Genomic DNA, 22944 nt, shown 5'->3' with positions numbered 1-22944 from the left:
TTGACAGCCCCTGCGGCTAGCATCGCCGGGTGCCTGAATTCCTCGCGCGGCGCCCGGCCCGCCTTGCCCTGACCCTCCTCGCCGGCGCCGCGGCCGCCGGCCTGTGCCTGCTGCTGCACACCCCGCTGCCATGGATGATCGGCCCGCTGATCGCGACCGCGATCGGCTGCATGGCCGGCCTGCCGCTCGCGGCCGCCACGCCGCTGCGCAACGCCGGCCAGTGGGCCATCGGCACCGTGCTCGGGCTGTACTTCACGCCGCAGGTGGTGGGCATCGTCGCGAGCCACTGGGCGGTGATCCTCGTCGGCATCGCGTGGGCGCTGCTGCTCGGCGCCGGCTTCGGCCTCTACCTGGCGCGCGCCAATGCCGCGATGGCGCTCGACCGGCCGACGCTGTTCTTCGCGAGCGCGATCGGCGGCGCCTCCGAGATGGCGGTGCTCGCCGAGCGCTACGGCGGGCGCATGGACCTGGTCGCAAGCGCGCATTCGCTGCGCATCCTGCTGGTCGTGCTGACGATCCCGTTCGGCTTCCAGTTCGCCGGGCTGCACGGGCTCGACCCGACGCTGCCCGGCCCGCAGGTCGTCGAGTGGCACGGGCTGCTGCAGCTGATCGCGATGACGGCCGCCGGCGGCGCCTTCCTGCGCTGGCGCGGCGTCTCGAACCCGTGGGTGCTGGGCCCGCTGTTCGTCGCGTTCGGGCTCACCGCCACCGGCGTCGAGCTGTCGGCCGTGCCGAAGTGGATGACCAACCTCGGCCAGCTCTTCATCGGCGTCGCGCTCGGCACGCGCTTCACGCCGGCCTTCCTGCACACGGCGCCGCGCTGGCTGCTCAGCGTGGGGGCGGGCACGCTGGTGATGATCGCGCTGTCAGCAGGCTTCGCGCTCGGCGTCGCGCAGTTCAGCGGCCTGCATCCGGCCACCGTGCTGCTCGGCACCTCGCCCGGCGGCATCGCCGAGATGTGCCTGACGGCCAAGGTGCTGGAGCTGGGCGTGCCGGTGGTGACGGCCTTCCACGTCACGCGGATGGCGGCGGTGGTGCTGCTGGCATCGCCGATGTTCCGCTGGTCGGCGCCGAGGGCTTGAGCCCCCAGCCCGGCTCTTCAGCCCTTCTTCATGCGGGCACGGAACAGCTCGGGAATCCCGACCTCGCGCGGCCCCGGCACCAGCTCGAAGGCCTGTCCGGCGCGCAGCGTGCCGGGCGAGCGCACCGACAGGTAGAAGCCGCACCAGGCGCTCGACGCCATCATCTTCGCGGCCTGGTTGAAGCCCATCGCCGCATTGAACTTGAAGCACGGAAAGCGCGGCTCGCTGACCGCGAGCTCGCAATCGGGAAAGCGCAGCACGTCGCCGATCCACGCCTGGTCTTCGAGCATGCCGGCGAGCGTCAGGTTCTCGCCGATCGAACCGTGCGGCAGCGGCTCGTTCCAGCCGGCCGCCTGCGCCTGCGCGCGCACCGTCTGCCAGAACGGGTAGTGCTCGCTCGGGTAGGCGTACACCGCCTTGCCCAGGCCGCCGTGCACGCTGAGGTCGGCCTGCTCGTCGCCGTCCAGCCCCATCAGCTGCGCCGCGACCGGGCCGTCGACCGGTTGCTTGCCGATGGCGGTGAGCACCGGCCGGCCGTCGATCAGGCGCTCGCTCGCGCGGGCGGCGTTGACGCTGAGCAGGCGCATCGTCACCGGCAACTCAGCCGGCGGGCGCACGCCAGCCACGCACGCTGGCCGCGACGCGGCGACCCTGCGGGCCGGACACCCAGGCCGTGAACAGCTTGGCCGCCGGGTGGTTGACGCGGAACGAGCGCATCACGTGGACCTCGGTCGCCAGCAGCGGATCGCCTTCGACGACGATCGCGAGCGGCTTGGTCGTGTGGCTCAGCCAGACACCGCGCTCCACCACCGCGTACGCGTTCTGCGCCGCGGCCTGCGCGATGATCGAACTCTTCGGGTCCGCGGGCACGTACCAGGGTGCGACCGGCGCCACCTTCGACGCGCGCCACAGCGGCAACTCGGCCAGCGCCGCGCCGCTGCCGTTGTTGTTGCCGAGGAAGCGCGCCTGCGCGTTCGCGATGCTCATCAGCGCGATGCCGATGTCCTTGCCGCCGAGCACGCCGGCCGGGTCCTTGGCCTTCTTGCCCTTGCCTTCGACCGGGCCGATCAGCACGTAGTCGCCGAGCGCAACGCGGTGGCGGTCGTGCGCCAGGCCCTGCTTCTCGAGCTGCATCTCAAGCTCCGGCGCATTCGTCATCGCCATGTCGATCTCGCCGCGCTCGAGCGCCTGGATCAGCGTGGCGCTCTGGCCGCCCGAGATCTGCACCGCGACACCGGTGTCGCGGCCGAAGCCCTTCTGGAAGGCCTGGCCGAGGCCGGAGTCGAGCATCGCCTGCTCGACGCCCATCAGCAGCGGATCCGCCAGCGACTTGCGCTGGGCCGCACGGGCGGTGAAGGAAGCGGCCAGGCCGCTGGCGGCCGCGAGGGAGAGGAGGAGGCGTCGTCGCATCATCCGACGATCTTAAGCGGGCGCAGAAACGGCCATGCAACAGCGGGAACAGCCGCCGTGCCGCCCGGCCAGCCGCCGCGCAGAACCGCCGAAAAAGTCACAACTGCTTTGCATGTTGCCATTCGCAATTTGCATGATCCCCCGGTTCGCGGCAGTTACGGCGAGATTACAGTGGCGCGACAATGCCTTGCCCGGTGGAGGCACGCGGATTGCCCATCCGGCATGAAACCGCCTGTTCCTGCCGCCATGCCCTGCCGCCGTGCCCTTGCGGTATGGGGCGAGCCCCGAGGTTCGCCCGATCCCGCACTTTGACTTTGATGATTGGAGCCCACGATGAACCGACCCGCGATGGAGGGTTTGCGCCTGAACGCGCCCGCCTACGTCAAACACGCCCGGCTGATGGCCTGGGTGGCCGAGATGGCCGCGCTGACCGAAGCCCGTGACGTGCACTGGTGCGACGGCAGCACCCCCGAGTACGACAGGCTCTGCGCCCAACTGGTGGCCGCCGGCACCTTCAAGAAGCTGAACCCCGAGCTGCGCCCCAACAGCTACCTCGCCTGCAGCAGCCCGAGCGACGTGGCGCGCGTCGAGGACCGCACCTTCATCTGCAGCGCGAAGAAGGAAGACGCCGGCCCCACCAACAACTGGATGGAGCCGGCCGAGATGCGCAGCTTGCTGCAGACCGGTGACCGCGCCTTGTTCCGCGGCGCGATGAAGGGCCGCACGATGTACGTCGTGCCGTTCAGCATGGGCCCGCTCGGCTCGCCGATCGCGCACATCGGCGTCGAGCTCTCCGACAGCCCCTATGTCGCCGTCAACATGAAGATCATGACGCGCATGGGCCGGGCCGTGATCGACGTGCTGGGCACCGACGGCGAGTTCGTGCCGTGCATGCACACCGTCGGCGCGCCGCTGGAGCCGGGGCAGAAGGATGTCGCGTGGCCGTGCAACGCCACCAAGTACATCGTCCACTACCCCGAAACGCGCGAGATCTGGAGCTACGGCTCCGGCTACGGCGGCAACGCGCTGCTGGGCAAGAAGTGCTTCGCGCTGCGCATCGCCAGCACGATGGGCCGCGACGAGGGCTGGCTGGCCGAGCACATGCTGATCCTCGGCGTCGAGAGCCCCGAGGGAAAGAAGCACCACGTCGCCGCTGCGTTCCCGAGCGCCTGCGGCAAGACCAACTTCGCGATGCTGATCCCGCCGGAAGGCCTGCCGGGCTGGAAGGTCACCACCATCGGCGACGACATCGCGTGGATCAAGCCGGCCGCCGACGGCCGCCTGCGCGCCATCAACCCGGAAGCCGGCTACTTCGGCGTCGCGCCCGGCACCAACGAGAAGACCAACTTCAACTGCATGGCGAGCCTGAAGCGCGACGTGATCTTCACGAACGTCGCGCTCACCGACGACGGCGACGTCTGGTGGGAAGGCATGACCGACGTCCCGCCGGCCCAGCTGACCGACTGGCAAGGAAAGCGCTGGACCCCGGCGATCGCGAAGGAGACCGGCGCGAAGGCGGCCCACCCGAACGCGCGCTTCACGGTGCCGGCCACCAACAACCCGGCGCTCGACGCGGCCTGGGACGATCCCGAAGGCGTGCCGATCGACGCGATCATCGTCGGCGGCCGCCGCTCGACGACCGTGCCGCTGGTCACCGAGGCGCGCGACTGGACCGAAGGCGTCTACATGGCGGCCACGATGGGCAGCGAGACCACCGCCGCCGCGGCCGGCCAGCAGGGCGTGGTGCGCCGCGACCCGTTCGCGATGCTGCCGTTCATCGGCTACAACATGAGCGACTACTTCCAGCACTGGCTGTCGCTCGGCGCGAAGCTGCAGGCCCGCGGCGCGAAGCTGCCGAAGATCTTCTGCGTGAACTGGTTCCGCAAGGGTGCCGACGGCAAGTTCGTCTGGCCAGGCTACGGCGAGAACATGCGCGTGCTGAAGTGGATGCTCGAGCGCGTCGAAGGCCGGGCGCAAGGCCGCGAGAACGTGTTCGGCGTGACGCCCAGCTACCAGGACCTGAACTGGGAAGGCCTGGACTTCAGCGCGGCGCAGTACGACCAGGTGACCGGCGTCGACGCCAGCGCCTGGCGGGCCGAGCTGTCGCTGCACGACGAGCTGTTCAAGCAGCTCGCCTGGCACCTGCCGGCGGAGCTCACCGCGACGAAGGCGCGCATCGAGGCCCGGCTGGCGGCCTGACGCGATCCCGTGCGCCCATGAAAAAGGCCCGCTGATGCGGGCCTTTCTTGTATCAGCGCGAAGGCTTCAGACCTCGGCGTCGGCGCGGTCGGCCGCGGCGCGCAGGTCGGCGGCGTAGCTCGGCTGCCCGTCGCTGTAGGCCTCGGCCAGCGAGCGCAGGCGGCTCGCGGCTTCGGCCGGGCTCTCGGCGGCGGGGCTCAGCAGGTTCGCGAGCGCCGCGGTGGCGAACGCGTAAGCGTCCGAAATGCGCTGGACGAAAGCCGTCGAGGCTTGCGAGTCAGCGAAGAAAGTCGACTGGTTCATGGTGGTCTCGGTGTGTGCCGCCGCCCGTGGCAGCGGCATCGGTTCAGTTGCCGTACAGCTCTTCGTGCCGGTCGGCGGCCGCGAACAGGTCCGCAGCGAAGCCGGGGTCGGTCTTCAGGTACTGGCGAGCCATCGCCCGCACGTCGGCGGCCTCACGGGCGGCCTGGTTCTCTTCCACGTTCACGCGCTCGGCGGGCTTCAGGGCGTTCAGCAGCGCGGCGAAAGCAGCGGCAAACGGCGCGGCCAGGCGCGGGGCGGTGCGTTGTTGGGGGACTTGCAGGTCCATCGTGGTCGTGGTCATCGTGTTTCCTTCGGGGTTGGGGTCGCTTGTGGCGAATTCGGGGGAGGTCGGTCAGCGCTGGCGAACGGAAGCCATGGAACGCAGCTGGGCTGCAAGTTCGGGCTGCGACGCTTCGTAGCGGCTGGCCAGCGCCAGCAGTTCGGGACGAGCGCGGGTCTGGCCGGCGGCTTCCAACGAGGCCCAGACGCGGCGGCCGATGCGGCCCCACACGTCGTGCGATGCCGAACCGGACGCGACGGCGCCGGTGGGCACTTGCGGGAGATTCAGGCTGATCACGGGGTTCATGGAACGTCCTTTCAAGACTCGCGAAATCGTTTTCGACCTCGCATGCCGCAATCCTAGGGTTTACCCCAGGGGTTGGCTACTGAAAGCTGTGAATCAGTGATATACACAGCCGTGATATCCCGGTGTCGAGGAGTAGCAAACATGAATTTCCGCACACTTGACTTGAACCTCCTGCGCGTGTTTGACGCGGTGATGGCGGAGGGCAACCTGACCCGTGCGGCCGAGCGCTTGGCGCTCACCCAACCGGCGGTCAGCAACGCCCTCAAGCGTTTGAAGGACTCCGTCGGTGAGGAACTGCTCACTCGCACATCGTTCGGGGTGAAGCCCACGCCGCGTGCCGAGCAGCTGTGGCCGGAGGTGCAGGCGGCGCTGGCAGCCCTGCGCCAGGCCTTCGCGCCGGGCGATTACGACCCGCAGAAGGATGTGGCGAACTTCCGACTCGCGATGGCGGATGCGACCGCGGCGATGCTGATGCCCTCCCTCGTTCAACAGATCGAACAAGGCCAGGCGCTGGCCAACCTGCGGGTGATCCCGTTGACCACCCGCGACCCGCGGCCGCTGCTGGAACGYGGCGAGGTCGATTTCGCGGTCGGCTACTTTCCCGACGCGGTGGCCAACCTGGTCGCCCAGGGCAGCGCCAGCCCGATCCACCATGAGCGCCTGTATGACAGCGAATACGTCTGCGTGATGCGCCGCGGCAATCCGCTGGCCGACGAGGAGCTGACGCTGGACCGCTTCTGCGAGGCGCACCACCTGCTGGTGAGCTTCTCCGGCCGGCCGCATGGGCTGGTCGACCAGGCGCTGACGCAGCTGCACCGCACGCGGCGTATCGTGCTCACGGTCAACCAGTTCTTCACCGCCGGCCGGGTGGTCGCCCGCAGCGACCTGCTGACGGTGCTGCCCCGCACCTTCATCGCCGCCACCGGCTACGAGGACAAGCTGGTACAGCGGCCGATCCCGCTGCCGCTGGCCGGCATCCACGTCGAGGCGCTGTGGCACATGCGGCACGACCGGGCCAGCGCCCACCAGTGGCTGCGGGCGCGGCTGGTCGATGCGGCGCAGTCGGCCACCGAGTGACTTGACGGGCGGGCCGACTCCCGGCATCCTGCGCAAAGTGGTCTAGACCACTTATCCGCATCCTGCTCGACACTCCCACGCCCGAGGCCGCCGATGAACTCCACCACCGACATGAAGACCGTGGCCCACGCCGCGGCACAGGCCGCCCGCTCGGCCCCCGGCCGCGTCGTGCGCGCCCCGCGCGGCAGCACGCTGAGCTGCAAGTCGTGGCTCACCGAGGCGGCCTTCCGCATGATCCAGAACAACCTCGACCCCGAGGTGGCCGAGCGCCCGGAAGAACTCGTGGTCTACGGCGGCATCGGCCGCGCGGCGCGCGACTGGGCCTGCTTCGACCAGATCCTCGCGTCGCTGCGCGAGCTGGAAGACGACGAATCGCTGCTGATCCAGTCGGGCAAGCCGGTCGGCGTGTTCAAGACGCACCCGGATGCGCCGCGGGTGCTGCTGGCGAACTCCAACCTGGTGCCGAAGTGGGCCACTTGGGAGCATTTCAACGAGCTCGACCGGCAGGGCCTCTTCATGTACGGCCAGATGACGGCTGGCTCGTGGATCTACATCGGCACCCAGGGCATCGTGCAGGGCACCTACGAGACTTTCGCCGAAGCCGGCCGCCAGCACTTCGGCGGCACGCTGGCCGGGCGCTGGGTGCTGACGGCCGGCCTCGGCGGCATGGGCGGCGCGCAGCCGCTGGCCGCCACCTTCGCCGGCGCCGTCTCGCTGAACATCGAATGCCAGCAGAGCAGCATCGACTTCCGGCTGCGCACGCGCTACCTCGACAAGCAGGCGAAGGACCTCGACGACGCGCTGGCGCTGATCCAGCAGCACACGGCCAAGCGCGAGGCGGTGTCGATCGGCCTGCTGGGCAACGCCGCCGAACTGCTGCCCGAGCTGGTGCGGCGCGCGCAGGCCGGCGGCATCCGCCCCGACATGGTCACCGACCAGACCTCGGCGCACGACCTGATCAACGGCTACCTGCCGGCCGGCTGGAGCGTCGCGCAGTGGCGCGATGCGCAGCGCGACCCGCACCAGCACGAGCGCCTGAAGCAGGCCGCGGTGCAGTCGTGCGCGGTGCACGTGCAGGCGATGCTCGATTTCCATGCGATGGGCGTGCCCACCGTCGACTACGGCAACAACATCCGCCAGGTCGCGTTCGACCAGGGCGTGAAGAACGCGTTCGACTTCCCCGGCTTCGTGCCGGCCTACATCCGCCCGCTGTTCTGCGAGGGCAAGGGGCCGTTCCGCTGGGTGGCGCTGTCGGGCGACCCGGAAGACATCCGCAAGACCGACGCGAAGATCAAGCAACTGTTCCCGCACAACGCGCACGTGCACCGCTGGCTCGACATGGCCGGCGAGCGCATCGCGTTCCAGGGCCTGCCGGCGCGCATCTGCTGGCTCGGGCTCGGCGAGCGCCATGTCGCCGGCCTCGCGTTCAACGAGATGGTGCGCAGCGGCGAGCTGAAGGCGCCGATCGTGATCGGCCGCGACCACCTCGACACCGGCTCGGTCGCGAGCCCGAACCGCGAGACCGAGGGCATGAAGGACGGCACCGACGCGGTGTCCGACTGGCCGCTGCTGAACGCGCTGCTGAATGCCTCGGGCGGCGCGACCTGGGTGTCGCTGCACCACGGTGGCGGCGTCGGCATGGGCTATTCGCAGCACGCCGGCATGGTGATCGTGGCCGACGGCACCGACGCGGCCGCGAAGCGGCTGGCGCGGGTGCTCGTCAACGACGCCGGCTCGGGCGTGATGCGCCATGCCGACGCCGGCTACGAGCTGGCGGTGCAGACGGCGCAGGCCCAGCACCTGAAGCTGCCGATGGTCGGGCGTTGATGAGCGGGCGCAGCGAGACGCTGGACCTGCAGTCGCTGCCCGCCGTGGCGTGGCGCAACGGCGCCGGGCTGACGCGCGAGCTCGCCGTGCAGCCCCGCGATGCCACGGCCGATTTCGACTGGCGCCTGAGCGTCGCCGAGGTCGAGCGCGATGCGCCGTTCTCCGCGTTCCCCGGCGTCGACCGCTGCATCGTGCTGCTGCGCGGTGCCGGCATGCGGCTGCACTCGGCCGATGGCCGGCTCGATGAGCGGCTGGCCCGCGCGCACGAGCCCTTCCACTTCTCCGGCGATGCTGCATTGAACGCCAGCCTGTTCGACGGCCCGTGCCGCGATTTCAACGTGATGGTGCGGCGCGGCCGCTGGCGCGCCGACGTGCGCGCGCTGCGCGGCGCCGTGCGCACCGAGCCGGCCTCGGCCGGGCTGTTGCTCGCGAGCCTCGGCCGCTGGTCCGACGGCGCACGCGGGCTGGGGCCCTTGCAGGCCTGGCTGTGGCGCGACGGCATGCCCGCGCTCGCCCTCGAGTGCGCCGGTGACGCGCCGTGTGCGCTGCTCGTGCAGCTGGAGCCCGCGGCATGAGCGCGTCCGAGACCCCGACCGGATCGCTGTTCGCGCACCACGCGCTGCTGCCGCAGGGCTGGGCCGACAACGTGCTGCTGCAGTGGGACGACGCCGGCACGCTGACCTGCGTCGAGGCCGGCCTGCCGCCGCCAGCCGGCACCGGGCGCGTCGACGGCGTGCTGCTGCCCGGCCTGCCGAACCTGCATTCGCACGCGTTCCAGCGCGCCTTCGCCGGGCTGACGGAACACCGCAGCGCCGAGCAGGACAGCTTCTGGAGCTGGCGTGCGCTGATGTACGGCTTCGCGCAATCGCTGACGCCCGATGCGCTGCAGGCCATCGCGACGCAGCTCTACATCGAGATGCTGCAGGCCGGCTACACGGCGGTCTGCGAATTCCACTACGTGCACCACCAACCCGACGGCCGCGTGCACGCCGATGCGGCCGAGATGTCATTGCGCCTGGTCGCCGCCGCGCGCGAAGCCGGCATCGGCCTGACGATGCTGCCGGTGCTGTACCAGGCGAGCGGCTTCGGCGGCAAGCCGCCACTGGCGGAGCAGCGCCGCTTCCTGAACAGCGTCGACGGCCTGCTGTCGCTGATCGGCCGGCTGCGCCACGACGGCGTGCGCGTCGGCGCGGCGCCGCATTCGCTGCGTGCCGTGCCGCCCGAGGCGCTGCGCGACCTGCTCGGCGGCCTGCATGGCGCCGACGCCAGCGCACCGGTGCACATCCACGTGGCCGAGCAGCAGCGCGAGGTCGACGACTGCCTCGCGTGGAGCGGCCAGCGGCCGGTGCAGTGGTTGCTGGCGCATGCGGCGGTGGATGCGCGCTGGTGCCTGGTGCACGCCACCCACCTCGATGCCACCGAGCGGCGCGCACTGGCGCGCAGTGGCGCGGTGGCCGGCCTGTGCCCGAGCACCGAGGCCAACCTCGGCGACGGCGTGTTCGATGCCGAGGCCTTCATCGCCGATGGCGGCCTGTGGGGCATCGGCTCCGACAGCCACGCCTGCGTCGACGCGGCCGAGGAGCTGCGCCTGCTCGAGTACGGCCAGCGGCTGACGAAGCAGCGCCGCAACGTGCTCGCGAGCGCCGCGCACCCGCAGGTGGCCGATGCGATGTGGCTGTCGGCGGTGGCCGGCGGTGCACGCGCCAGCGGCCGCTCGATCGGCGGCCTGCGTGTGGGCCAGCAGGCCGACCTGGTGCACCTCAGCGCGTTCGATGACGCCGGCCTGAGCGCCTCGCAACGTCTCGCGAGCCACGTGTTCGCGACGCACGGCACCCGCGGCGTGCGCGACGTGTGGGTGGCCGGCCGGCAGCGCGTGCACGAGGGGCAGCATGCCAGCGCCGGGCGCGCCGCCGAGGCCTTCATCGCCGCGCGCACCCACCTGCTGGAGCACCGATGACCGACCTGCTGCTGACCAATGCGCGCATCGTCGACGGGCTGGATGAATCCTGTGCACCGTCGGCGCCGGGCTTCGTCGCGATCGCGAACGGGCGCATCGAGCGCGTCGGCCCGATGTCCGCGCTGCCGGCCGGGCTGCGGCCGCGCGCCGAACGCGATGCCGGCGGCGCCTTGCTGACGGCCGGCCTGATCGATTGCCACACCCACCTCGTCTACGCCGGCGACCGCGCGCGCGAGTTCGAGCTGCGGCTGCAGGGCGCGAGCTACGAAGAGATCGCGCGGGCCGGCGGCGGCATCCGCTCCACCGTGCGGCAGACGCGCGACGCATCGCCCGAGGCCTTGTTCGAGGCCTCGGCCCGCCGGCTGCGCGAGCTGATGCGCCACGGCGTGACGACCGTCGAGATCAAGTCCGGCTACGGCCTGTCGCTCGATGCGGAGCGCAAGTGCCTGCAGGTGGCGCGCCGGCTCGGCGAGCGCTTCCCGATCGATGTGCGCACCACGCTGCTGGCCGCGCACGCGCTGCCGCCGGAGTTCGAAGGCCGCGCCGATGCGTACATCGACGAGATCGTCGACCACCTGCTGCCGGCCATTGCACGCGACGGGCTGGCCGATGCGGTCGATGCATTCTGCGAGACGATCGGCTTCACGCCGGCCCAGACGCAACGCGTGTTCGAAGCGGCGCAACGCCACGGCCTGCCGGTCAAGCTGCATGCCGAGCAGCTGTCGAACCAGCACGGCGCCACGCTGGCGGCCGATTTCGGCGCGCTGTCCGCCGATCACCTGGAGCATGTCGACGAGGCAGGCGTGATCGCGATGGCACGCGCCGGCACCGTGGCGGTGATGCTGCCAGGCGCGTACTACTTCCTGCGCGACACCGTCGCGCCGCCGATCGCACTGTTCCGCCGGCACCGCGTGCCGATGGCTGTCGCGACGGACTGCAACCCGGGTACCAGCCCCGGCACCCACCTGCCGCTGATGATGAACATGGCCTGCACGCTGTTCCGGATGACGCCGGCCGAGGCGCTGCTCGGCGTCACGCGGCACGCGGCGCAGGCGCTGGGCCTGGCGGCCACGAACGGCTGCGTCGAGGTCGGCAGGCAGGCCGACCTCTGCCTGTGGGACGTCGACCACCCGGCCGCGCTGAGCTACGCGATCGGCGCGAGCCCGCTACGCGCCTGCTTCCACCGCGGTGTCGAGCGCGGCCTGCAGCATCCGCTGTAGCAGCGGCCGCACGCCGGCCGCGAGATCGGGCCGGAAGCCGAACGGCGCCGGCTCGTCCATGTAGGTGCCATGGCACATCTCCATCTGCAGCGCATGCACGCCGCGCGCCGGTTCGCCGTAGTGGCGCGTGATGTAGCCGCCCTTGAAGCGGCCGTTGCTGACCTGCGTGTAGCCGCGCTGCCCGGCGAGCACCGCTTCGACCGCCGCCTGCACGCGCGGTGCGCAGGCGCGCCCCTCGTCGGTGCCGAGGTTCAGGTCGGGCAGCTTGCCTTCGAAGAAGCGCGGCAGCACGCTCGAGATCGAGTGCGCGTCCCACAGCACCGCCACGCCATGCAGATCGCGCAGCCGCTCCAGCTCGCCGCGCAGCGCGACGTGGTACGGGCGCCAGAAGCGCTCGCGCCGCGCCTCGACCTCGGCCGCGTCGGGCTCCTGCCCCGCCAGGTACAGCGGCTGCTTGCGGAAGGTGTCGCGCGGCACCAGCCCGGTGGTGTCCTGGCCGGGGTAGAGGTTGGTGTCCTCGGGCGGGCGGTTCAGGTCGATCACGTAGCGCGACATCCGCGGCACCAGCGTGCTCGCGCCGATCTGCGCCGCGAAGTCGTAGAGCAGCGGCAGGTGCCAGTCGGTGTCGGCGCGCAGCAGCGCGTCGGGCGTCATGCGGGCCGCGATGTCGGCAGGGATGTCGGTGCCGGCGTGCGGGAACGAGACGAGCAGCGGAACGCTGCCCCGCGAGAGTGCGACCGTCGGTGCGTGCGTGCTGGATTCCATGGGTGGAAGTGGCCTAGACAACCGGGGAACCGAGTGTAGACTGCCCGGCACAGGGCTTGCATCATGTCCGACACCTTCCCCCTTCTCGCAGGAGCAGTGATGAATCCAGTGCGTGCCTTGGTCGGTTTGTTGGTGTCGGCGGCAGCGGTCTCGCCTGCCGCGGCGCAGGAGACGCCCGTCGCGATCGCGATCTCCGGCTGGACCGGCTTCGCGCCGCTGACGCTCGCGAAGGAGGCCGGCATCTACAAGAAGCATGGCCTCGACGTGTCGATCAAGAAGATCCCGCAGAAAGACCGCCACCTCGCCATTGCCTCGGGCGACGTGCAGTGCGCGGCCACCACCGTCGAGACCTGGGTGGTGTGGAACGCCAACGGTGTCGCGACCACGCAGATCTTCCAGCTCGACAAGAGCTTCGGTGCCGACGGCATGGTGGTGCGCAACCACATCGCGAAGATCTCCGACCTGAAGGGCAAGACGGTCGCCGCCTCGGCACCGGGCACCGCGCCGTACTTCGGCCTCGCGTGGATGCTGAAGAAGAACGGGCTGTCGGTGAAGGACGTGAAGGTCGTCACGCTGGAGCCGCAGGCGGCCGCGAACGCGTTCGTCGCGAACGCCGGCGACCTCGATGCCGCGATGACCTACGAGCCCTACCTGTCGACGGTGCGCGCCAGGCCCGAGGCCGGCAAGATCATCGCGACCACGCTCGACTACCCGATGGTGATGGACACCTTCGGCTGCACGCCGAAGTTCCTGAAAGAGAACCCGAAGGCCGCGAAGGCGCTGGCCGACAGCTACTTCGATGCGCTGGAGATGATCCGCGCCGAACCGAAGAAGTCGTTCGAGATCATGGGCGCCGACGTGAAGCAGAGCGGCGAGGCCTTCGAGAAGTCGCAGGCCTACCTGCGCTGGCAGGACCGCGCGGCGAACCAGCGCTTCTTCACCAGCGTGCTGCAGCCGTTCAGCAAGGAGGCGGCCGAGCTGCTGCTCGAGATCGGCAGCATCAAGCAGATCCCCGACCTGAAGGCGCTGTCGGACACCAGCTTCATCCAGTGAAGCCGCTGCAGCAGGTCGAACCCGGGCGGCGCATCGCGCTCGGGGTCGCGTTCTTCGTGCTGTTCGTCGCCGGCTGGGCAGTCGCGACGCTGGGCGGCTTCGTCTCGAAGACCTTTCTCGCCGACCCGCTGACGATGGTCCGCTCCGGCTGGGACCTGCTCGCGCAGCAGGGCTTCGCGCACGATATCGGCATGACGATGTGGCGCGTGATCGGCGGCTTCGTGATCGCGGCCCTGCTCGCGTTGCCGCTGGGCATCGCGATGGGCGCGTACAAGCCGGTCGAGGCGTTCTTCGAGCCGTTCGTGTCATTCGCGCGCTACCTGCCGGCCTCGGCCTTCATTCCGCTGCTGATCCTGTGGGCCGGCATCGGCGAGGCGCAGAAGCTCGCGGTGATCTTCCTCGGCTCGTTCTTCCAGCTGGTGCTGATGATCGCGGTGAGCGTGGGCCAGACACGGCGCGACCTGGTGGAGGCGGCCTACACGCTCGGCGCGCGCGACTGGGGCGTGGTGCGCCRCGTGCTGATCCCGGCCGCGGCGCCGCAGGTGGCCGAGACGCTGCGCCTGGTGCTCGGCTGGGCCTGGACCTACGTGATCGTCGCCGAGCTGATCGGCGCGTCGAGCGGCATCGGCCACATGATCACCGACAGCCAGGCGCTGCTCGCCACCGACCAGATCATCTTCGGCATCATCACGATCGGCGTGATCGGGCTGGTGTCCGACCTGGGGTTCAAGCGGCTGAACCGCCGCCTCTTCCGCTGGGCTGCGCTGTGAGCCGGCTGTCGATCCGCGGCGTGGGCCGCAGCTTCCCCGGTGTGCACGGCGGCAGCCCGACGCTCGCGCTGCAGCCGACTGACCTGGACGTGGCCGACAACGACTTCATCACCGTGCTGGGCCCGTCAGGCTGCGGCAAGTCGACGCTGCTGCGCATCGTGGCCGGCCTCGACGAGCCGAGCACCGGCCAGGTGCTGCTCGACGGCGAGCCGGTGCGCGGCCCGGGCGCTGACCGCGGCATGGTGTTCCAGAGCTACACGCTGTTCCCGTGGCTGACGGTGCGGCAGAACATCTGCTTCGGGCTGCGCGAGAAGGGCCTGCCCGACGCGCAGCAGCGCGAGATCGCGCAGCGCTTCATCGGCGAGGTCGGGCTGGCGGGCTTCGAGTCGCACTACCCGAAGCAGCTGTCGGGCGGCATGCAGCAGCGCGTCGCGCTCGCGCGAGCGCTGGCCAACGACCCGAAGATCCTGCTGCTCGACGAACCCTTCGGCGCGCTCGACCACCAGACGCGCGCGCTGATGCAGGAGCTGCTGCTGTCGATCTGGCAGCAGCACCGCAAGACGGTGCTGTTCGTCACGCACGACATCGACGAGGCGATCTTCATGGGCAACCGCTGCGCGGTGTTCAGTGCGCGGCCGGGCCGCATCAAGACCGAGCTGGCGATCGACCTGCCGTACCCAAGGCACTACACGGTGAAGACAACGCCGCGCTTTTCGGAGCTGAAGGCGCAGCTGACGGAGGACATCCGGGCCGAGAGCATCAAGGCGGCCGGGATGGCCGACGTCACGGGCCGGGCGTGAGGCGCTGCTGCAGGCCGGCGATGCGCGTCGCCTCGGGCGGCGGCACGCCGGCCTGCTGCGCGTAGGCCGGCCATTGCGCGAAGACATCGGCCAGCCGGTCGATGTGGTGACCGGGCTGGCGAATGCCGAACTGGTCGCCCAGCTGCACGAGGTCCGCGCGCGTGATGCCTTCGCCCTTGCCCGCGACCAGCATCTGGTGCTGGCGCGTCCATTTGCCCGGCGCCGGGTTGTGCGCGAAGCAGAGGTCGTAGGCAGGCGCCAGCGACCACGCGCCAGACTCGTCCATCAGGAACGCGAGGTTCTTCGTGTGGTCGTCGCAGTTCCTCGCCATCACGTTGAAGACGCACCGCAGCCACGCCTGCTCCATCGCCGCGGCACCGAGGTTCATCGACAGGATCGTGCGGAAGAACTGCTCGTAGCCGTGCACGTAGGGTGTGTTGAAGTCCAGGTGCTGCAGGCCGCACAGCGAATGCACATGCAGCTTGCGGTTGCCGACGCGGTCGAAGCGGCGGGTCATGAAGTGCGCCCGCCCGCCTTCTTCCAGCAACCGGCAGTCGCTCATCTCGATGCCGGCGTCGATGGCCATCCGGTGGTGGGCGTACTCGATGCGCCCGAAGCCAGCCGCGGCGCCGAGCTGGCCGTCGTCGCCCACGCCGTCGAACTTCAGCAGCCAGTGCTCGTACCCGGCCGGCAGCTCGAACTGCCCCGACACGATGCTGTTGCTCTCGGCGTTCCAGCCGATCACGGCCTTGGCACGGGCGCCGCCCGCGGAGCTGCCGACGTCGATGATGTCTTGCGCGACCTCGGAGAACTCGCCGCGCAGGGCCCGCCGGGCGTCCTCGACGAGGCTCGCCATCTGCAGCGGCGCCGCGGCCTGCGCCGAGTCGCGGTCACRCACGGCCGGCTCGAACTCCAGCGCGCCCATCGCGCGGCGCCCCACGTACACGAGGCGCTGCAAGGTCGTGATGTCCGAAGCCGCGATGCCGCGCCGCGCCAGGTATTCGTTGATCAGCGCGTTGCCGAAGCGGTCCGGCAGCGCGTCGGCCAGCAGCCCGGGCAATCCGAAGTAGGTGTCCTGCGGGAGCCCGGCAAAGCTGTAGCGCCGGCGTGGGCTGAGCGGCATCTGCAGCGGCGACAGCTCGAGGCCCGAACGCGCGAAATCGGCGCTGTACTGGAATTCGAAGAAGCCGGGCTTGCCGCGCAGCGCCGCCACCGCGCCGACCTGTTGCCCCCACAGCCGGACCTCGACGACACGGAGGTCACTGGCCATGTTTCAGCCCGAGGCTGGCGCTGGAGCGCCGCGGTGCGCGCTGGCGGACCGGCTTGGCCTGTTCGGCTTCGAGCAGGTCCAGCGGGCCAGGTCCTTCGGGGGTCGGGACCAGTTCTCCCAGCCGGTCGAGGAGCCCCATCGCGCGCATCAGCGCAATCAGGTTGCGCAAGGTGATGCCACCGGTCTTCTCGAAGCGCCTCAACGGGGTCAGCCCCATGCCGCTGCGTTGCGACAGCTCATCGAGCGTCATGCCGGCCGCATCGGGGTCGATGCGCCACGCGCGCAGCCGCTGCGCAAGGTGCAGAGCGACCTCCTTGTCGGTCAGGTGATCCAGGCCCATGGTGAACCCCTCGTAAAAGCCTAAAAACAGCCTTTTGCCAGCATTTCTTGGCAACAACAGACTAACACTAGACTATCACGGTGACGACACCAAGGCTGATCAGTTATCAGCCTAAATTTAGGCTAATAAGCACCAGAAGCACAGGTAGCGTTCTATTTTTAGAGCATCCCCATCCCTGCGTGCTCGACCATGTCGACAGCCGCCTCGATGTCCGGCGCCATCAGCCGGTCTTCCTTCAGGAACGGCACCCGCTCGCGCAGCCGCGCGTGCAGGCACTCCAGCGCCGGCGACGAACGCAGCGGCCGGTGGAAATCGAGCGCCTGGGCCGAGGCCAGCCATTCGATCGCGACGATGCCCGCCGTGTTGTCCAGCATCTGGTGCAGGCGCCGCGCGGCGTAGGTCGCCATCGACACGTGGTCTTCCTGGTTCGCCGACGTGGGCAGCGAGTCGACGCTCGCCGGATGCGCGAGCGACTTGTTCTCGGAAGCGAGCGCCGCCGCCGTCACCTGCGCGATCATGAAGCCGGAGTTCAGCCCGCCGTTCTCGACCAGGAAGGCCGGCAGCCCCGAGATGCCCGGGTCCATCAGCATCGCGGTGCGGCGCTCGGACAGCGCGCCGATCTCGGCGATCGCCAGCGCCAGGTTGTCGGCCGCGAAGGCCACCGGCTCCGCATGGAAGTTGCCACCGGACAGCGCCTCCAGCGTGTCGGCGAACACCAGCGGGTTGTCGGAGACGCCGTTCGCCTCGGTCAGCAGCACGTTCCATGCATGCTGCATCTGGTCGAGGCAGGCGCCCATCACCTGCGGCTGGCAGCGCAGGCAGTACGGGTCCTGCACCTTGTCGCAATCGAGGTGCGACTGGCGCAGCGCGCTGCCGGCCAGCCAGCCGCGGAAGCTCGCCGCCACCTTGCGCTGCCCGGGCTGGCCGCGCACCTTGTGGATGCGGTCGTCGAACGGCGTGTCGGCGCCCTTGGCCGCATCGACCGTCATCGCGCCGATGCCGATCGCCGCGTCGAAGATGCGCTCGAGCCGCTGCACCGCGACGAGCGCGAGCGCGGTCGACGCCTGCGTGCCGTTCAGCAGCGCGAGGCCCTCCTTCGGGCCGAGCACCAGCGGCTCGACGCCGGCATGCGCGAGCGCCTGCAATGCCGGCACGCGCTTGCCGTCGACGAAGGCCTCGCCGATGCCGATCAGCACGCCGCTCAGGTGGGCGAGCGGCGCGAGATCGCCCGAGGCGCCGACCGAACCCTTCTCCGGCACCACCGGCAGCACGTCGGCCGCCAGCAGCGCGAGCAGCGCATCGATCACCTGCGGCCGCACGCCCGACACCCCATGCGCGAGGCTGGCGGCCTTCAGCAGCAGCATCAGCCGCACCACCGGCGCGGCCATCGGCTGGCCGATGCCGGCGCTGTGCGACAGCACCAGGTTCTTCTGCAGCTGCGCCAGCTGGTCGTCGGGGATGCGCGTCTGCGCCAATTTGCCGAAGCCGGTGTTGATGCCGTAGACCGGCTCATGGCGCGACATCAGCGTCGCGACCGCCTGCACGCTCGCCTCGATGCCGGCCCGCGCCGACGGCGCGATCGTGAAGCGGGCCCCGCCGGCGGCCGCATCGAGCAGCATCGCCTTGTCGAGCTGGCCGGGGGTGATCAGGTGCGCAGGCGTCGTCATGGGGGTCCTCGCTCACGCGGCGGAACGCCGCAAAGTGGTCTAGACAACTTTAGCACAGGGGTAAGATCGCCCCCATGAAATCCGGCGACAAGACGCTGCCTTACGAGGCAGTCAAGCACTCGATCCGACACCGCATCGCCGAGGGGGGCTGGCAGCCGGGCGTGAAGCTGCCGTCGGAGCGCGAGCTGGTGCAGGAGTTCGGCTGCGCCCGCATGACGGTGCACCGCGCGCTGCGCGAACTGGAAGACGAGGGGCTGATCGAGCGCCGCCAGGGCTCGGGCTCGTACGTGGCCGAGCTGCACCCGATCTCCAACCTGCTGCAGGTGCGCGACATCCACGACGAGATCGTCGAGCGCGGCCACCGCCACACGACGCGGGTGTGCGGCGTCGAGCGCGTGAAGGCGGGCGCCGAGATCGCCACCGCGATGCGCCTGCGCAAGGGCGCGGCGGTGATCCGCTGCCGGCTGGTGCACCTGGAGAACGGCGTGCCGATCCAGTACGAGGACCGGCACGTGAACCCGGCCCTCGCGCCCGACCTGCTGGCACAGGACTTCACGCAGGTCACGCCGTCGCACGTGCTGTTCGAGCACGCGCCGCTGACCGAGGCCGAGCAGGTGGTCGAGGCGGTGCTCGCGACCGACGAGCAGGCCCGGCTGCTCGACGTGCCGGTCGGCAGCGCGCTGCTGCAGGTGTCGCGGCGCACGCTGTCGCAGGGCATCGTCGCGTCGGTGGCGCGGCTGGTGCATCCTGGGGCGCGCTACCGGCTCATCGGCAGTTTCTCGGCCGGCAAGTCGTGATCGCCCGCTGATCAGACGACAATCCCGGCTCGATCGATTGTTCAAGAGACCTGCCATGCCCGCCCCCACCGCCCTGCCCGCCTCGCTGCCGCCCGCCCACGACCTGACCGATGCCGAGTTCGCCGAACTCGACGACCTGCTGGCGGCCACGCCCGAGCCGCTGCAGCCGGTCGACGCGGTGATGCTCGACGGCTTCCTCTGCGGCGTGCTGGTGCAGCCGGTGCTGCTGGAGCCGGCCACCTGGCTGCCGCATGTGTTCGATTTCGACGGCCAGCCACTGCCCGACGACGTGGACGCCGCCTGGCTGGAGCGCACCAGCGCGCTGGTGCTGCGCCGCTACGCCGCGCTGAACCGCGCGATCGTCGAGGACGGCTGGTTCAACCCGCTGGTGCTGGAGTTCGACGACGAGCACCCGCCGGCCCCGCTGGCCGAGGGCGAGGTCGACCCGATGGAAGGGCTGGCCGAGGTGTCACAGCCGCTGATGCCGTGGGTGGCCGGCTTCCAGCACGCCGCCATCTGCTTCCCCGACCTGATGGAGCTGCCCCAGGACGAGGTGATGACCGCGCTGGCCCGGCTGTACCGCCACCTGCCGGCCGAGACCGACGAGGAGCGCGAGGTCGTCGCGACGCTGGACCGCGAGTACCCGCTGACGACGCTGGACGACGCGATCGAGGAGATGGTCACGACCGTCGCCGAGCTGTCCGACCTGACGCGCGATGCGCGCTACAAGGTCGAGACGGTCAAGCGCGAGACGCCCAAGGTCGGCCGCAACGACCCGTGCCCATGCGGCAGCGGCAAAAAGTTCAAGCAGTGCCACGGCGCCACCTGAATCAGTGAAGCTCCAGCTCCTGTCCGACCTGCACCAGGAAACCGAGACCTTCACGCCCGAGCCGGCACCCGGGGCCGAACTGCTGGTGCTGGCCGGCGACATCGACAGCACCTGGAAGGCCTTCGACGCCTTCCGCGGCTGGCCGGTGCCGATCGTCTTCGTCGCCGGCAACCATGAGTTCGACGGCCGCGAGCTGAACGACACCTGGCCGGCCCTGCGCGCGCGCTGCGACGCGCTCGGCATCACGATGCTGGAACGCGAGACCTGCCTGCGCACCGGCGCCGACGGCCGCCGCATCCGCTTCGCCGGCACGGTGCGCTGGTGCGATTTCGACCTTTTCGGGCCGGCGCAGCGCGAGAAATCGATGCGCGCCGGCTCGTACTTCATGAAGGTGCAGCGCTCGACGCTGAACGGCGAGGTCTTCGCCGCGCCGCAGGTGCGCGAGGAAGCGCTCGCCTGCCGCGCCTGGCTGGCCGCGGCGCTTGCCGAACCGAGCGACGCCGACGCGACGGTCGTCATCACCCACTTCGGCCCCAGCCTGCGCAGCGGCGACCCGCGCTACGGCAGCCAGGCCGGCACGGCCAGCTTCTGCAATGCCGACGACGACCTGCTGCCGCATGCCGACCTGTGGATCCACGGCCATGTGCATTGCCGGCACGACTACGAGGTGGCGCATGCGGGCGGCGTCACGCGCGTCGTCTGCAACGCGCGCGGGCATACGAAGCGCGGCGAGAGCGCCGGCTATGACGGGCTGCGGGTGATCGAGGTCTGACCTGGCGACGCCTCAATTCGTCTTGATTCCGAAGGCGGCAAGTCGGCCCATGAACTTGGTTGCGGCCTTGAACTGATCGTGTTTCGTTGTTGTGCGAATTACTTCGATATCCGTCTCGACGCAGGGCCTGAGTACCTCTTGAGCAGCGGGACTGTCCAGTACCTTTGCAGCGGTGTCATCGAAGTCCTTCAAGTACTTTGGAGCCGTTGAGGAGTCGCTTCCCAACAATCCCTTGATGACGTTTGGAAAGTCACTCATTGCGGACTTCAACGCGGGGTTTTGATCGAGAACTCGTTCGACCTCTCTCGCCGTGTCCAGGTCGATTCCAAAGTCCTTGAGGAATTTGGGCTTGCTTGCGAAGTCGATGATTGCGCTTCGCAACTCTTTCGGAAGACTGGGACTCGTTTTCCTCAAGATCAGTGCAATAGCCAACCTCTCTTGCCCACTCCACGGGAGGTCGAAAGGATTCAGCCCGACTCTCGCTTGCAATCGTTGGTCTTTGACTTGGCCAGGCAAGCCAAGCTCATCCTTTGCAGACTTGTTTTTCTGGAAGATTCTTTTGAATTTCTTGCCAACTTGCTGCAAATTGCGGGGATTCATGGCTCCGGCGCGGGAAGTGGAACGGCGCCATTGAGTGGCTCGCCGCGACCACAAGGTTCCGCGCCATCTGAAGCCGATCCCGGCAGGAAACGATCAGGGCAGATGCGCGACGTTCATCGGCCGCGGTGCGTGATGCGGCTCATCCACTGCAGCGGCGCCGGCGCGGTCGCCCCGGGCGAGAGCGCATCGAACTCGCTGTCGTGTGGCGGCGACAGGCTCATGTCGAGCCCGAAGGCGGTGCCGTAGTCGGCTGCCTCGGGTTCCACCTGGCGCGGCGCGCGGCGCGTGGCCAGCGACGCCAGCCAGGACCATCCGGATGCCAGGTTCATGATGTCGCTCCACGAGTGCTTGTGACATTCAGTGTCGGATGCAAGCGGCTGGTGCTGAAGCCCGAAATGAGGCACGCGAACGGTGCAGTTCGCGCCGCCGTGGTTCAAGTCACGTCCAGCGCCGTGCGCGCGCCCGCCAGCAGCGCATCGCCGACCCGGTCGAGCAGGCCGACGCGCGCCGACGGCGCCGCGCCGTCCGGCCCCAGCTTCCACTGGTGCCAGTGCAGCCGCACCGGCAGCCGGTCGTCCGGCCGCACCGCCACCAGCGCGCCGCTGTCGAGCAGCGACCGCGCCTGCAGCTCCGGCACGACACCGATCCCCCAGCCCATCGCCGCCGCCCGCAGGTAGGCCTCGGACGACGGCACGTGGCGCTCGCGCAGCCGCGGCTCGCGCACGCCGAAGGCCTGGGCCACCCACTGCTGCTGCATGTCGTCCTTGCGGTTGAAGATCAGGAACGGCACCTGCGCGAAGTTGGCCCGCGTCAGCCCCTGCGGCAGCATCTCGGCGATGAAGCCGGGGCTCGCCACCGCGGTGTAGTGCATCGCGCCGAGCGGCACGACCCTGCAGCCCCGCAACGCCTCGCTGACGCTGGTGACGCAGCCGAGCACCGCGCCCTGGCGCAGCCAGTCGTGCGTGAAGTCCTGGTCGTCGACCACCAGCTCCAGCGACAGGCCCTCGTGCACCAGCGCGTCGAGCGCCGGCAGCACCCAGGTCGCCAGGCTGTCGGCGTTCACCGCGATCGGCAGGCGCTGGTCGGTGGGCGGCGCATCGCCCAGCTCATGCGCCAGGTCGGCGCGCATCGCCTGCAGCTGGCGGGCAAAGCGCAGCAGCAGCTTGCCGGGCTCGGTCAGCCGCAGCGGGCGCGAGCGCACCACCAGCGGCTGGCCGACCTGCAGCTCCAGCGTGCGCAAGCGCTGCGACACCGCCGATTGCGTGATCGACAGCCGCTGCGCGGCGCGCTCGAAGCTCGCTGTGTCGGCCAGCGCGGCCAGCGCGTCGAGCGCGGCGGGGTCCAGGTCTTTCATAAGTCATCCTAATGCAAGCCGAGAAATATGAATCCTTCTTCATGACTTCGTCCACTGTGCCGACAATCCGACGGCCACAGCACGCCCCGAATTCCATGACCCCCGACCTCTCCGCCGCATTCGCCCAAGGCTGGCTGATGACCGCCGGCCTGATCKTCGCGATCGGCGCCCAGAACGCGCTGGTGCTGCGCCAGGGGCTGGCGCGCACGCATGTCGGCCCGGTGGTCGCGCTGTGCACCGCGTCCGACTGGCTGCTGATCCTGCTG

At 69.9% G+C, this 22944-nt stretch carries 25 protein-coding genes and 1 pseudogene; 14 read left to right on the top strand and 12 right to left on the bottom strand.

Going from position 1 to position 22944, the window contains the following annotated elements:
* Positions 1–29: 29 nt before the first annotated feature.
* Positions 30–1082, top strand: coding sequence for an AbrB family transcriptional regulator (locus AC1DXV_RS10525; RefSeq protein ID WP_477869116.1), 1053 nt, complete (start codon positions 30–32; stop codon positions 1080–1082).
* Positions 1083–1099: 17 nt separating this feature from the next.
* On the opposite strand, the gene AC1DXV_RS10520 is transcribed toward AC1DXV_RS10525, so the two are convergent.
* A complete protein-coding gene (locus AC1DXV_RS10520) occupies positions 1100–1669 on the bottom strand; it encodes an MOSC domain-containing protein (RefSeq protein WP_477869124.1) in 570 nt (189 codons plus the stop codon).
* Between the two features lie 13 nt (positions 1670–1682).
* Positions 1683–2492, bottom strand: coding sequence for a substrate-binding domain-containing protein (locus tag AC1DXV_RS10515; protein ID WP_477933484.1), 810 nt, complete (start codon positions 2490–2492; stop codon positions 1683–1685).
* A gap of 333 nt (positions 2493–2825) precedes the next feature.
* Here AC1DXV_RS10515 and AC1DXV_RS10510 point away from each other — a divergent pair, with 333 nt between their 5' ends.
* A complete protein-coding gene (locus AC1DXV_RS10510; protein ID WP_477864648.1) occupies positions 2826–4691 on the top strand; it encodes a phosphoenolpyruvate carboxykinase (GTP) in 1866 nt (621 codons plus the stop codon).
* Between the two features lie 66 nt (positions 4692–4757).
* Here the strand turns inward: AC1DXV_RS10510 and AC1DXV_RS10505 are convergent, their stop codons facing one another.
* Genes AC1DXV_RS10505 through AC1DXV_RS10495 form a run of 3 tightly spaced genes read right to left on the bottom strand, consistent with a single transcriptional unit; the run spans position 4758 to position 5580 of the window.
* The gene (locus tag AC1DXV_RS10505) at positions 4758–4994 is read right to left on the bottom strand and encodes a hypothetical protein (RefSeq protein ID WP_047586737.1); all 237 of its coding nucleotides are present in this window, start codon (positions 4992–4994) and stop codon (positions 4758–4760) included.
* A 43-nt stretch (positions 4995–5037) separates the two neighbouring features.
* Entirely contained in the window at positions 5038–5295 is a 258-nt protein-coding gene (locus tag AC1DXV_RS10500; RefSeq protein ID WP_047508272.1) for a hypothetical protein, read from the bottom strand.
* A 51-nt stretch (positions 5296–5346) separates the two neighbouring features.
* Positions 5347–5580, bottom strand: a complete 234-nt coding sequence (locus tag AC1DXV_RS10495) for a hypothetical protein (RefSeq protein WP_477864647.1) — start codon at positions 5578–5580, stop codon at positions 5347–5349.
* A gap of 141 nt (positions 5581–5721) precedes the next feature.
* On the opposite strand from AC1DXV_RS10495, the gene AC1DXV_RS10490 reads away from it, so the two are divergent.
* From AC1DXV_RS10490 to hutI, 5 genes are all read left to right on the top strand, one after another.
* Positions 5722–6657 carry a LysR family transcriptional regulator gene (locus AC1DXV_RS10490; RefSeq protein ID WP_477864646.1) on the top strand — a complete coding sequence of 312 codons (936 nt, stop codon included), beginning with the start codon at positions 5722–5724 and terminating at the stop codon, positions 6655–6657.
* A gap of 111 nt (positions 6658–6768) precedes the next feature.
* Positions 6769–8484 carry a urocanate hydratase gene (gene hutU / locus AC1DXV_RS10485; RefSeq protein WP_477864649.1) on the top strand — a complete coding sequence of 572 codons (1716 nt, stop codon included), beginning with the start codon at positions 6769–6771 and terminating at the stop codon, positions 8482–8484.
* A complete protein-coding gene (locus tag AC1DXV_RS10480; protein ID WP_477864645.1) occupies positions 8484–9059 on the top strand; it encodes a HutD/Ves family protein in 576 nt (191 codons plus the stop codon). Before hutU ends, AC1DXV_RS10480 begins: the two co-directional genes overlap by 1 nt.
* On the top strand, positions 9056–10441 hold the full coding sequence (locus AC1DXV_RS10475) for a formimidoylglutamate deiminase (RefSeq protein WP_477864644.1): 1386 nt from the start codon (positions 9056–9058) through the stop codon (positions 10439–10441). Before AC1DXV_RS10480 ends, AC1DXV_RS10475 begins: the two co-directional genes overlap by 4 nt.
* The gene (gene hutI / locus AC1DXV_RS10470) at positions 10438–11661 is read left to right on the top strand and encodes an imidazolonepropionase (protein ID WP_477864643.1); all 1224 of its coding nucleotides are present in this window, start codon (positions 10438–10440) and stop codon (positions 11659–11661) included. The genes AC1DXV_RS10475 and hutI overlap by 4 nt, the downstream gene beginning before the upstream one ends.
* Here the strand turns inward: hutI and hutG are convergent.
* Positions 11608–12426, bottom strand: a complete 819-nt coding sequence (gene hutG / locus AC1DXV_RS10465; RefSeq protein ID WP_477864642.1) for an N-formylglutamate deformylase — start codon at positions 12424–12426, stop codon at positions 11608–11610. The two genes, hutI and hutG, sit on opposite strands and share 54 nt — an antisense overlap.
* A 99-nt stretch (positions 12427–12525) precedes the next feature.
* Here hutG and AC1DXV_RS10460 point away from each other — a divergent pair, with 99 nt between their 5' ends.
* The 3 genes from AC1DXV_RS10460 to AC1DXV_RS10450 are packed head-to-tail and all read left to right on the top strand — an operon-like array spanning position 12526 to position 15049.
* Entirely contained in the window at positions 12526–13479 is a 954-nt protein-coding gene (locus AC1DXV_RS10460; protein ID WP_477864641.1) for an ABC transporter substrate-binding protein, read from the top strand.
* On the top strand, positions 13476–14249 hold the full coding sequence (locus AC1DXV_RS10455) for an ABC transporter permease (protein WP_477933482.1): 774 nt from the start codon (positions 13476–13478) through the stop codon (positions 14247–14249). The genes AC1DXV_RS10460 and AC1DXV_RS10455 overlap by 4 nt, the downstream gene beginning before the upstream one ends.
* The gene (locus AC1DXV_RS10450; protein WP_477864639.1) at positions 14246–15049 is read left to right on the top strand and encodes an ABC transporter ATP-binding protein; all 804 of its coding nucleotides are present in this window, start codon (positions 14246–14248) and stop codon (positions 15047–15049) included. Before AC1DXV_RS10455 ends, AC1DXV_RS10450 begins: the two co-directional genes overlap by 4 nt.
* Here the strand turns inward: AC1DXV_RS10450 and AC1DXV_RS10445 are convergent.
* The 3 genes from AC1DXV_RS10445 to hutH all read right to left on the bottom strand — a co-directional run bounded on the left by AC1DXV_RS10445 (position 15033) and on the right by hutH (position 18326).
* On the bottom strand, positions 15033–16319 hold the full coding sequence (locus AC1DXV_RS10445; RefSeq protein ID WP_477933480.1) for a type II toxin-antitoxin system HipA family toxin: 1287 nt from the start codon (positions 16317–16319) through the stop codon (positions 15033–15035). The two genes, AC1DXV_RS10450 and AC1DXV_RS10445, sit on opposite strands and share 17 nt — an antisense overlap.
* Positions 16309–16659: a hypothetical protein gene (locus AC1DXV_RS10440; RefSeq protein ID WP_477864637.1), complete on the bottom strand. Its 351-nt coding sequence runs from the start codon at positions 16657–16659 to the stop codon at positions 16309–16311. Before AC1DXV_RS10440 ends, AC1DXV_RS10445 begins: the two co-directional genes overlap by 11 nt.
* Positions 16660–16817: 158 nt before the next feature.
* Entirely contained in the window at positions 16818–18326 is a 1509-nt protein-coding gene (gene hutH, locus AC1DXV_RS10435; protein ID WP_477864636.1) for a histidine ammonia-lyase, read from the bottom strand.
* A 74-nt stretch (positions 18327–18400) separates the two neighbouring features.
* Here hutH and hutC point away from each other — a divergent pair, with 74 nt between their 5' ends.
* From hutC to AC1DXV_RS10420, 3 genes are read left to right on the top strand one after another with little or no spacing between them, the layout of a single operon-like run.
* Positions 18401–19123: a histidine utilization transcriptional repressor HutC gene (gene hutC, locus AC1DXV_RS10430; RefSeq protein ID WP_477864635.1), complete on the top strand. Its 723-nt coding sequence runs from the start codon at positions 18401–18403 to the stop codon at positions 19121–19123.
* A gap of 55 nt (positions 19124–19178) precedes the next feature.
* On the top strand, positions 19179–19952 hold the full coding sequence (locus tag AC1DXV_RS10425; protein WP_156154970.1) for a UPF0149 family protein: 774 nt from the start codon (positions 19179–19181) through the stop codon (positions 19950–19952).
* A 4-nt stretch (positions 19953–19956) separates the two neighbouring features.
* On the top strand, positions 19957–20724 hold the full coding sequence (locus AC1DXV_RS10420; protein WP_477864634.1) for a metallophosphoesterase: 768 nt from the start codon (positions 19957–19959) through the stop codon (positions 20722–20724).
* A 12-nt stretch (positions 20725–20736) separates the two neighbouring features.
* Here the strand turns inward: AC1DXV_RS10420 and AC1DXV_RS10415 are convergent, their stop codons facing one another.
* From AC1DXV_RS10415 to AC1DXV_RS10405, 3 genes are all read right to left on the bottom strand, one after another.
* Entirely contained in the window at positions 20737–21324 is a 588-nt protein-coding gene (locus AC1DXV_RS10415) for a hypothetical protein (RefSeq protein ID WP_477864633.1), read from the bottom strand.
* A gap of 113 nt (positions 21325–21437) precedes the next feature.
* A complete protein-coding gene (locus AC1DXV_RS10410; protein WP_477864632.1) occupies positions 21438–21653 on the bottom strand; it encodes a hypothetical protein in 216 nt (71 codons plus the stop codon).
* Between the two features lie 104 nt (positions 21654–21757).
* On the bottom strand, positions 21758–22678 hold the full coding sequence (locus AC1DXV_RS10405; RefSeq protein ID WP_477933478.1) for a LysR family transcriptional regulator ArgP: 921 nt from the start codon (positions 22676–22678) through the stop codon (positions 21758–21760).
* 95 nt (positions 22679–22773) lie between these two features.
* Here AC1DXV_RS10405 and AC1DXV_RS10400 point away from each other — a divergent pair.
* Positions 22774–22944 (top strand): annotated as a pseudogene (locus AC1DXV_RS10400) (amino acid transporter); the annotation flags it as partial.

The organism is Rhizobacter sp. P3_C12 (genome assembly GCF_056402735.1).
The sequence above is the reverse complement of the archived record's forward strand: the minus strand, read 5'-3'. Positions and strand labels throughout refer to the sequence as shown.

Excerpts from the sequence above, each read along its gene's own strand:
- hutI (WP_477864643.1), top strand. The coding sequence starts at position 10,438 with ATGACCGACCTGCTGCTGACCAATGCGCGCATCGTCGACGGGCTGGAT.
- AC1DXV_RS10440 (WP_477864637.1), bottom strand. The coding sequence starts at position 16,659 with ATGGGCCTGGATCACCTGACCGACAAGGAGGTCGCTCTGCACCTTGCG.
- hutH (WP_477864636.1), bottom strand. The coding sequence starts at position 18,326 with ATGACGACGCCTGCGCACCTGATCACCCCCGGCCAGCTCGACAAGGCG.
- AC1DXV_RS10515 (WP_477933484.1), bottom strand. The coding sequence starts at position 2,492 with ATGCGACGACGCCTCCTCCTCTCCCTCGCGGCCGCCAGCGGCCTGGCC.
- AC1DXV_RS10415 (WP_477864633.1), bottom strand. The coding sequence starts at position 21,324 with ATGAATCCCCGCAATTTGCAGCAAGTTGGCAAGAAATTCAAAAGAATC.
- AC1DXV_RS10495 (WP_477864647.1), bottom strand. The coding sequence starts at position 5,580 with ATGAACCCCGTGATCAGCCTGAATCTCCCGCAAGTGCCCACCGGCGCC.
- AC1DXV_RS10510 (WP_477864648.1), top strand. The coding sequence starts at position 2,826 with ATGAACCGACCCGCGATGGAGGGTTTGCGCCTGAACGCGCCCGCCTAC.
- hutU (WP_477864649.1), top strand. The coding sequence starts at position 6,769 with ATGAAGACCGTGGCCCACGCCGCGGCACAGGCCGCCCGCTCGGCCCCC.
- AC1DXV_RS10425 (WP_156154970.1), top strand. The coding sequence starts at position 19,179 with ATGCCCGCCCCCACCGCCCTGCCCGCCTCGCTGCCGCCCGCCCACGAC.
- AC1DXV_RS10480 (WP_477864645.1), top strand. The coding sequence starts at position 8,484 with ATGAGCGGGCGCAGCGAGACGCTGGACCTGCAGTCGCTGCCCGCCGTG.
- AC1DXV_RS10520 (WP_477869124.1), bottom strand. The coding sequence starts at position 1,669 with ATGCGCCTGCTCAGCGTCAACGCCGCCCGCGCGAGCGAGCGCCTGATC.
- AC1DXV_RS10405 (WP_477933478.1), bottom strand. The coding sequence starts at position 22,678 with ATGAAAGACCTGGACCCCGCCGCGCTCGACGCGCTGGCCGCGCTGGCC.
- hutG (WP_477864642.1), bottom strand. The coding sequence starts at position 12,426 with ATGGAATCCAGCACGCACGCACCGACGGTCGCACTCTCGCGGGGCAGC.
- AC1DXV_RS10460 (WP_477864641.1), top strand. The coding sequence starts at position 12,526 with ATGAATCCAGTGCGTGCCTTGGTCGGTTTGTTGGTGTCGGCGGCAGCG.
- AC1DXV_RS10505 (WP_047586737.1), bottom strand. The coding sequence starts at position 4,994 with ATGAACCAGTCGACTTTCTTCGCTGACTCGCAAGCCTCGACGGCTTTC.
- AC1DXV_RS10475 (WP_477864644.1), top strand. The coding sequence starts at position 9,056 with ATGAGCGCGTCCGAGACCCCGACCGGATCGCTGTTCGCGCACCACGCG.
- AC1DXV_RS10410 (WP_477864632.1), bottom strand. The coding sequence starts at position 21,653 with ATGAACCTGGCATCCGGATGGTCCTGGCTGGCGTCGCTGGCCACGCGC.
- AC1DXV_RS10500 (WP_047508272.1), bottom strand. The coding sequence starts at position 5,295 with ATGACCACGACCACGATGGACCTGCAAGTCCCCCAACAACGCACCGCC.
- hutC (WP_477864635.1), top strand. The coding sequence starts at position 18,401 with ATGAAATCCGGCGACAAGACGCTGCCTTACGAGGCAGTCAAGCACTCG.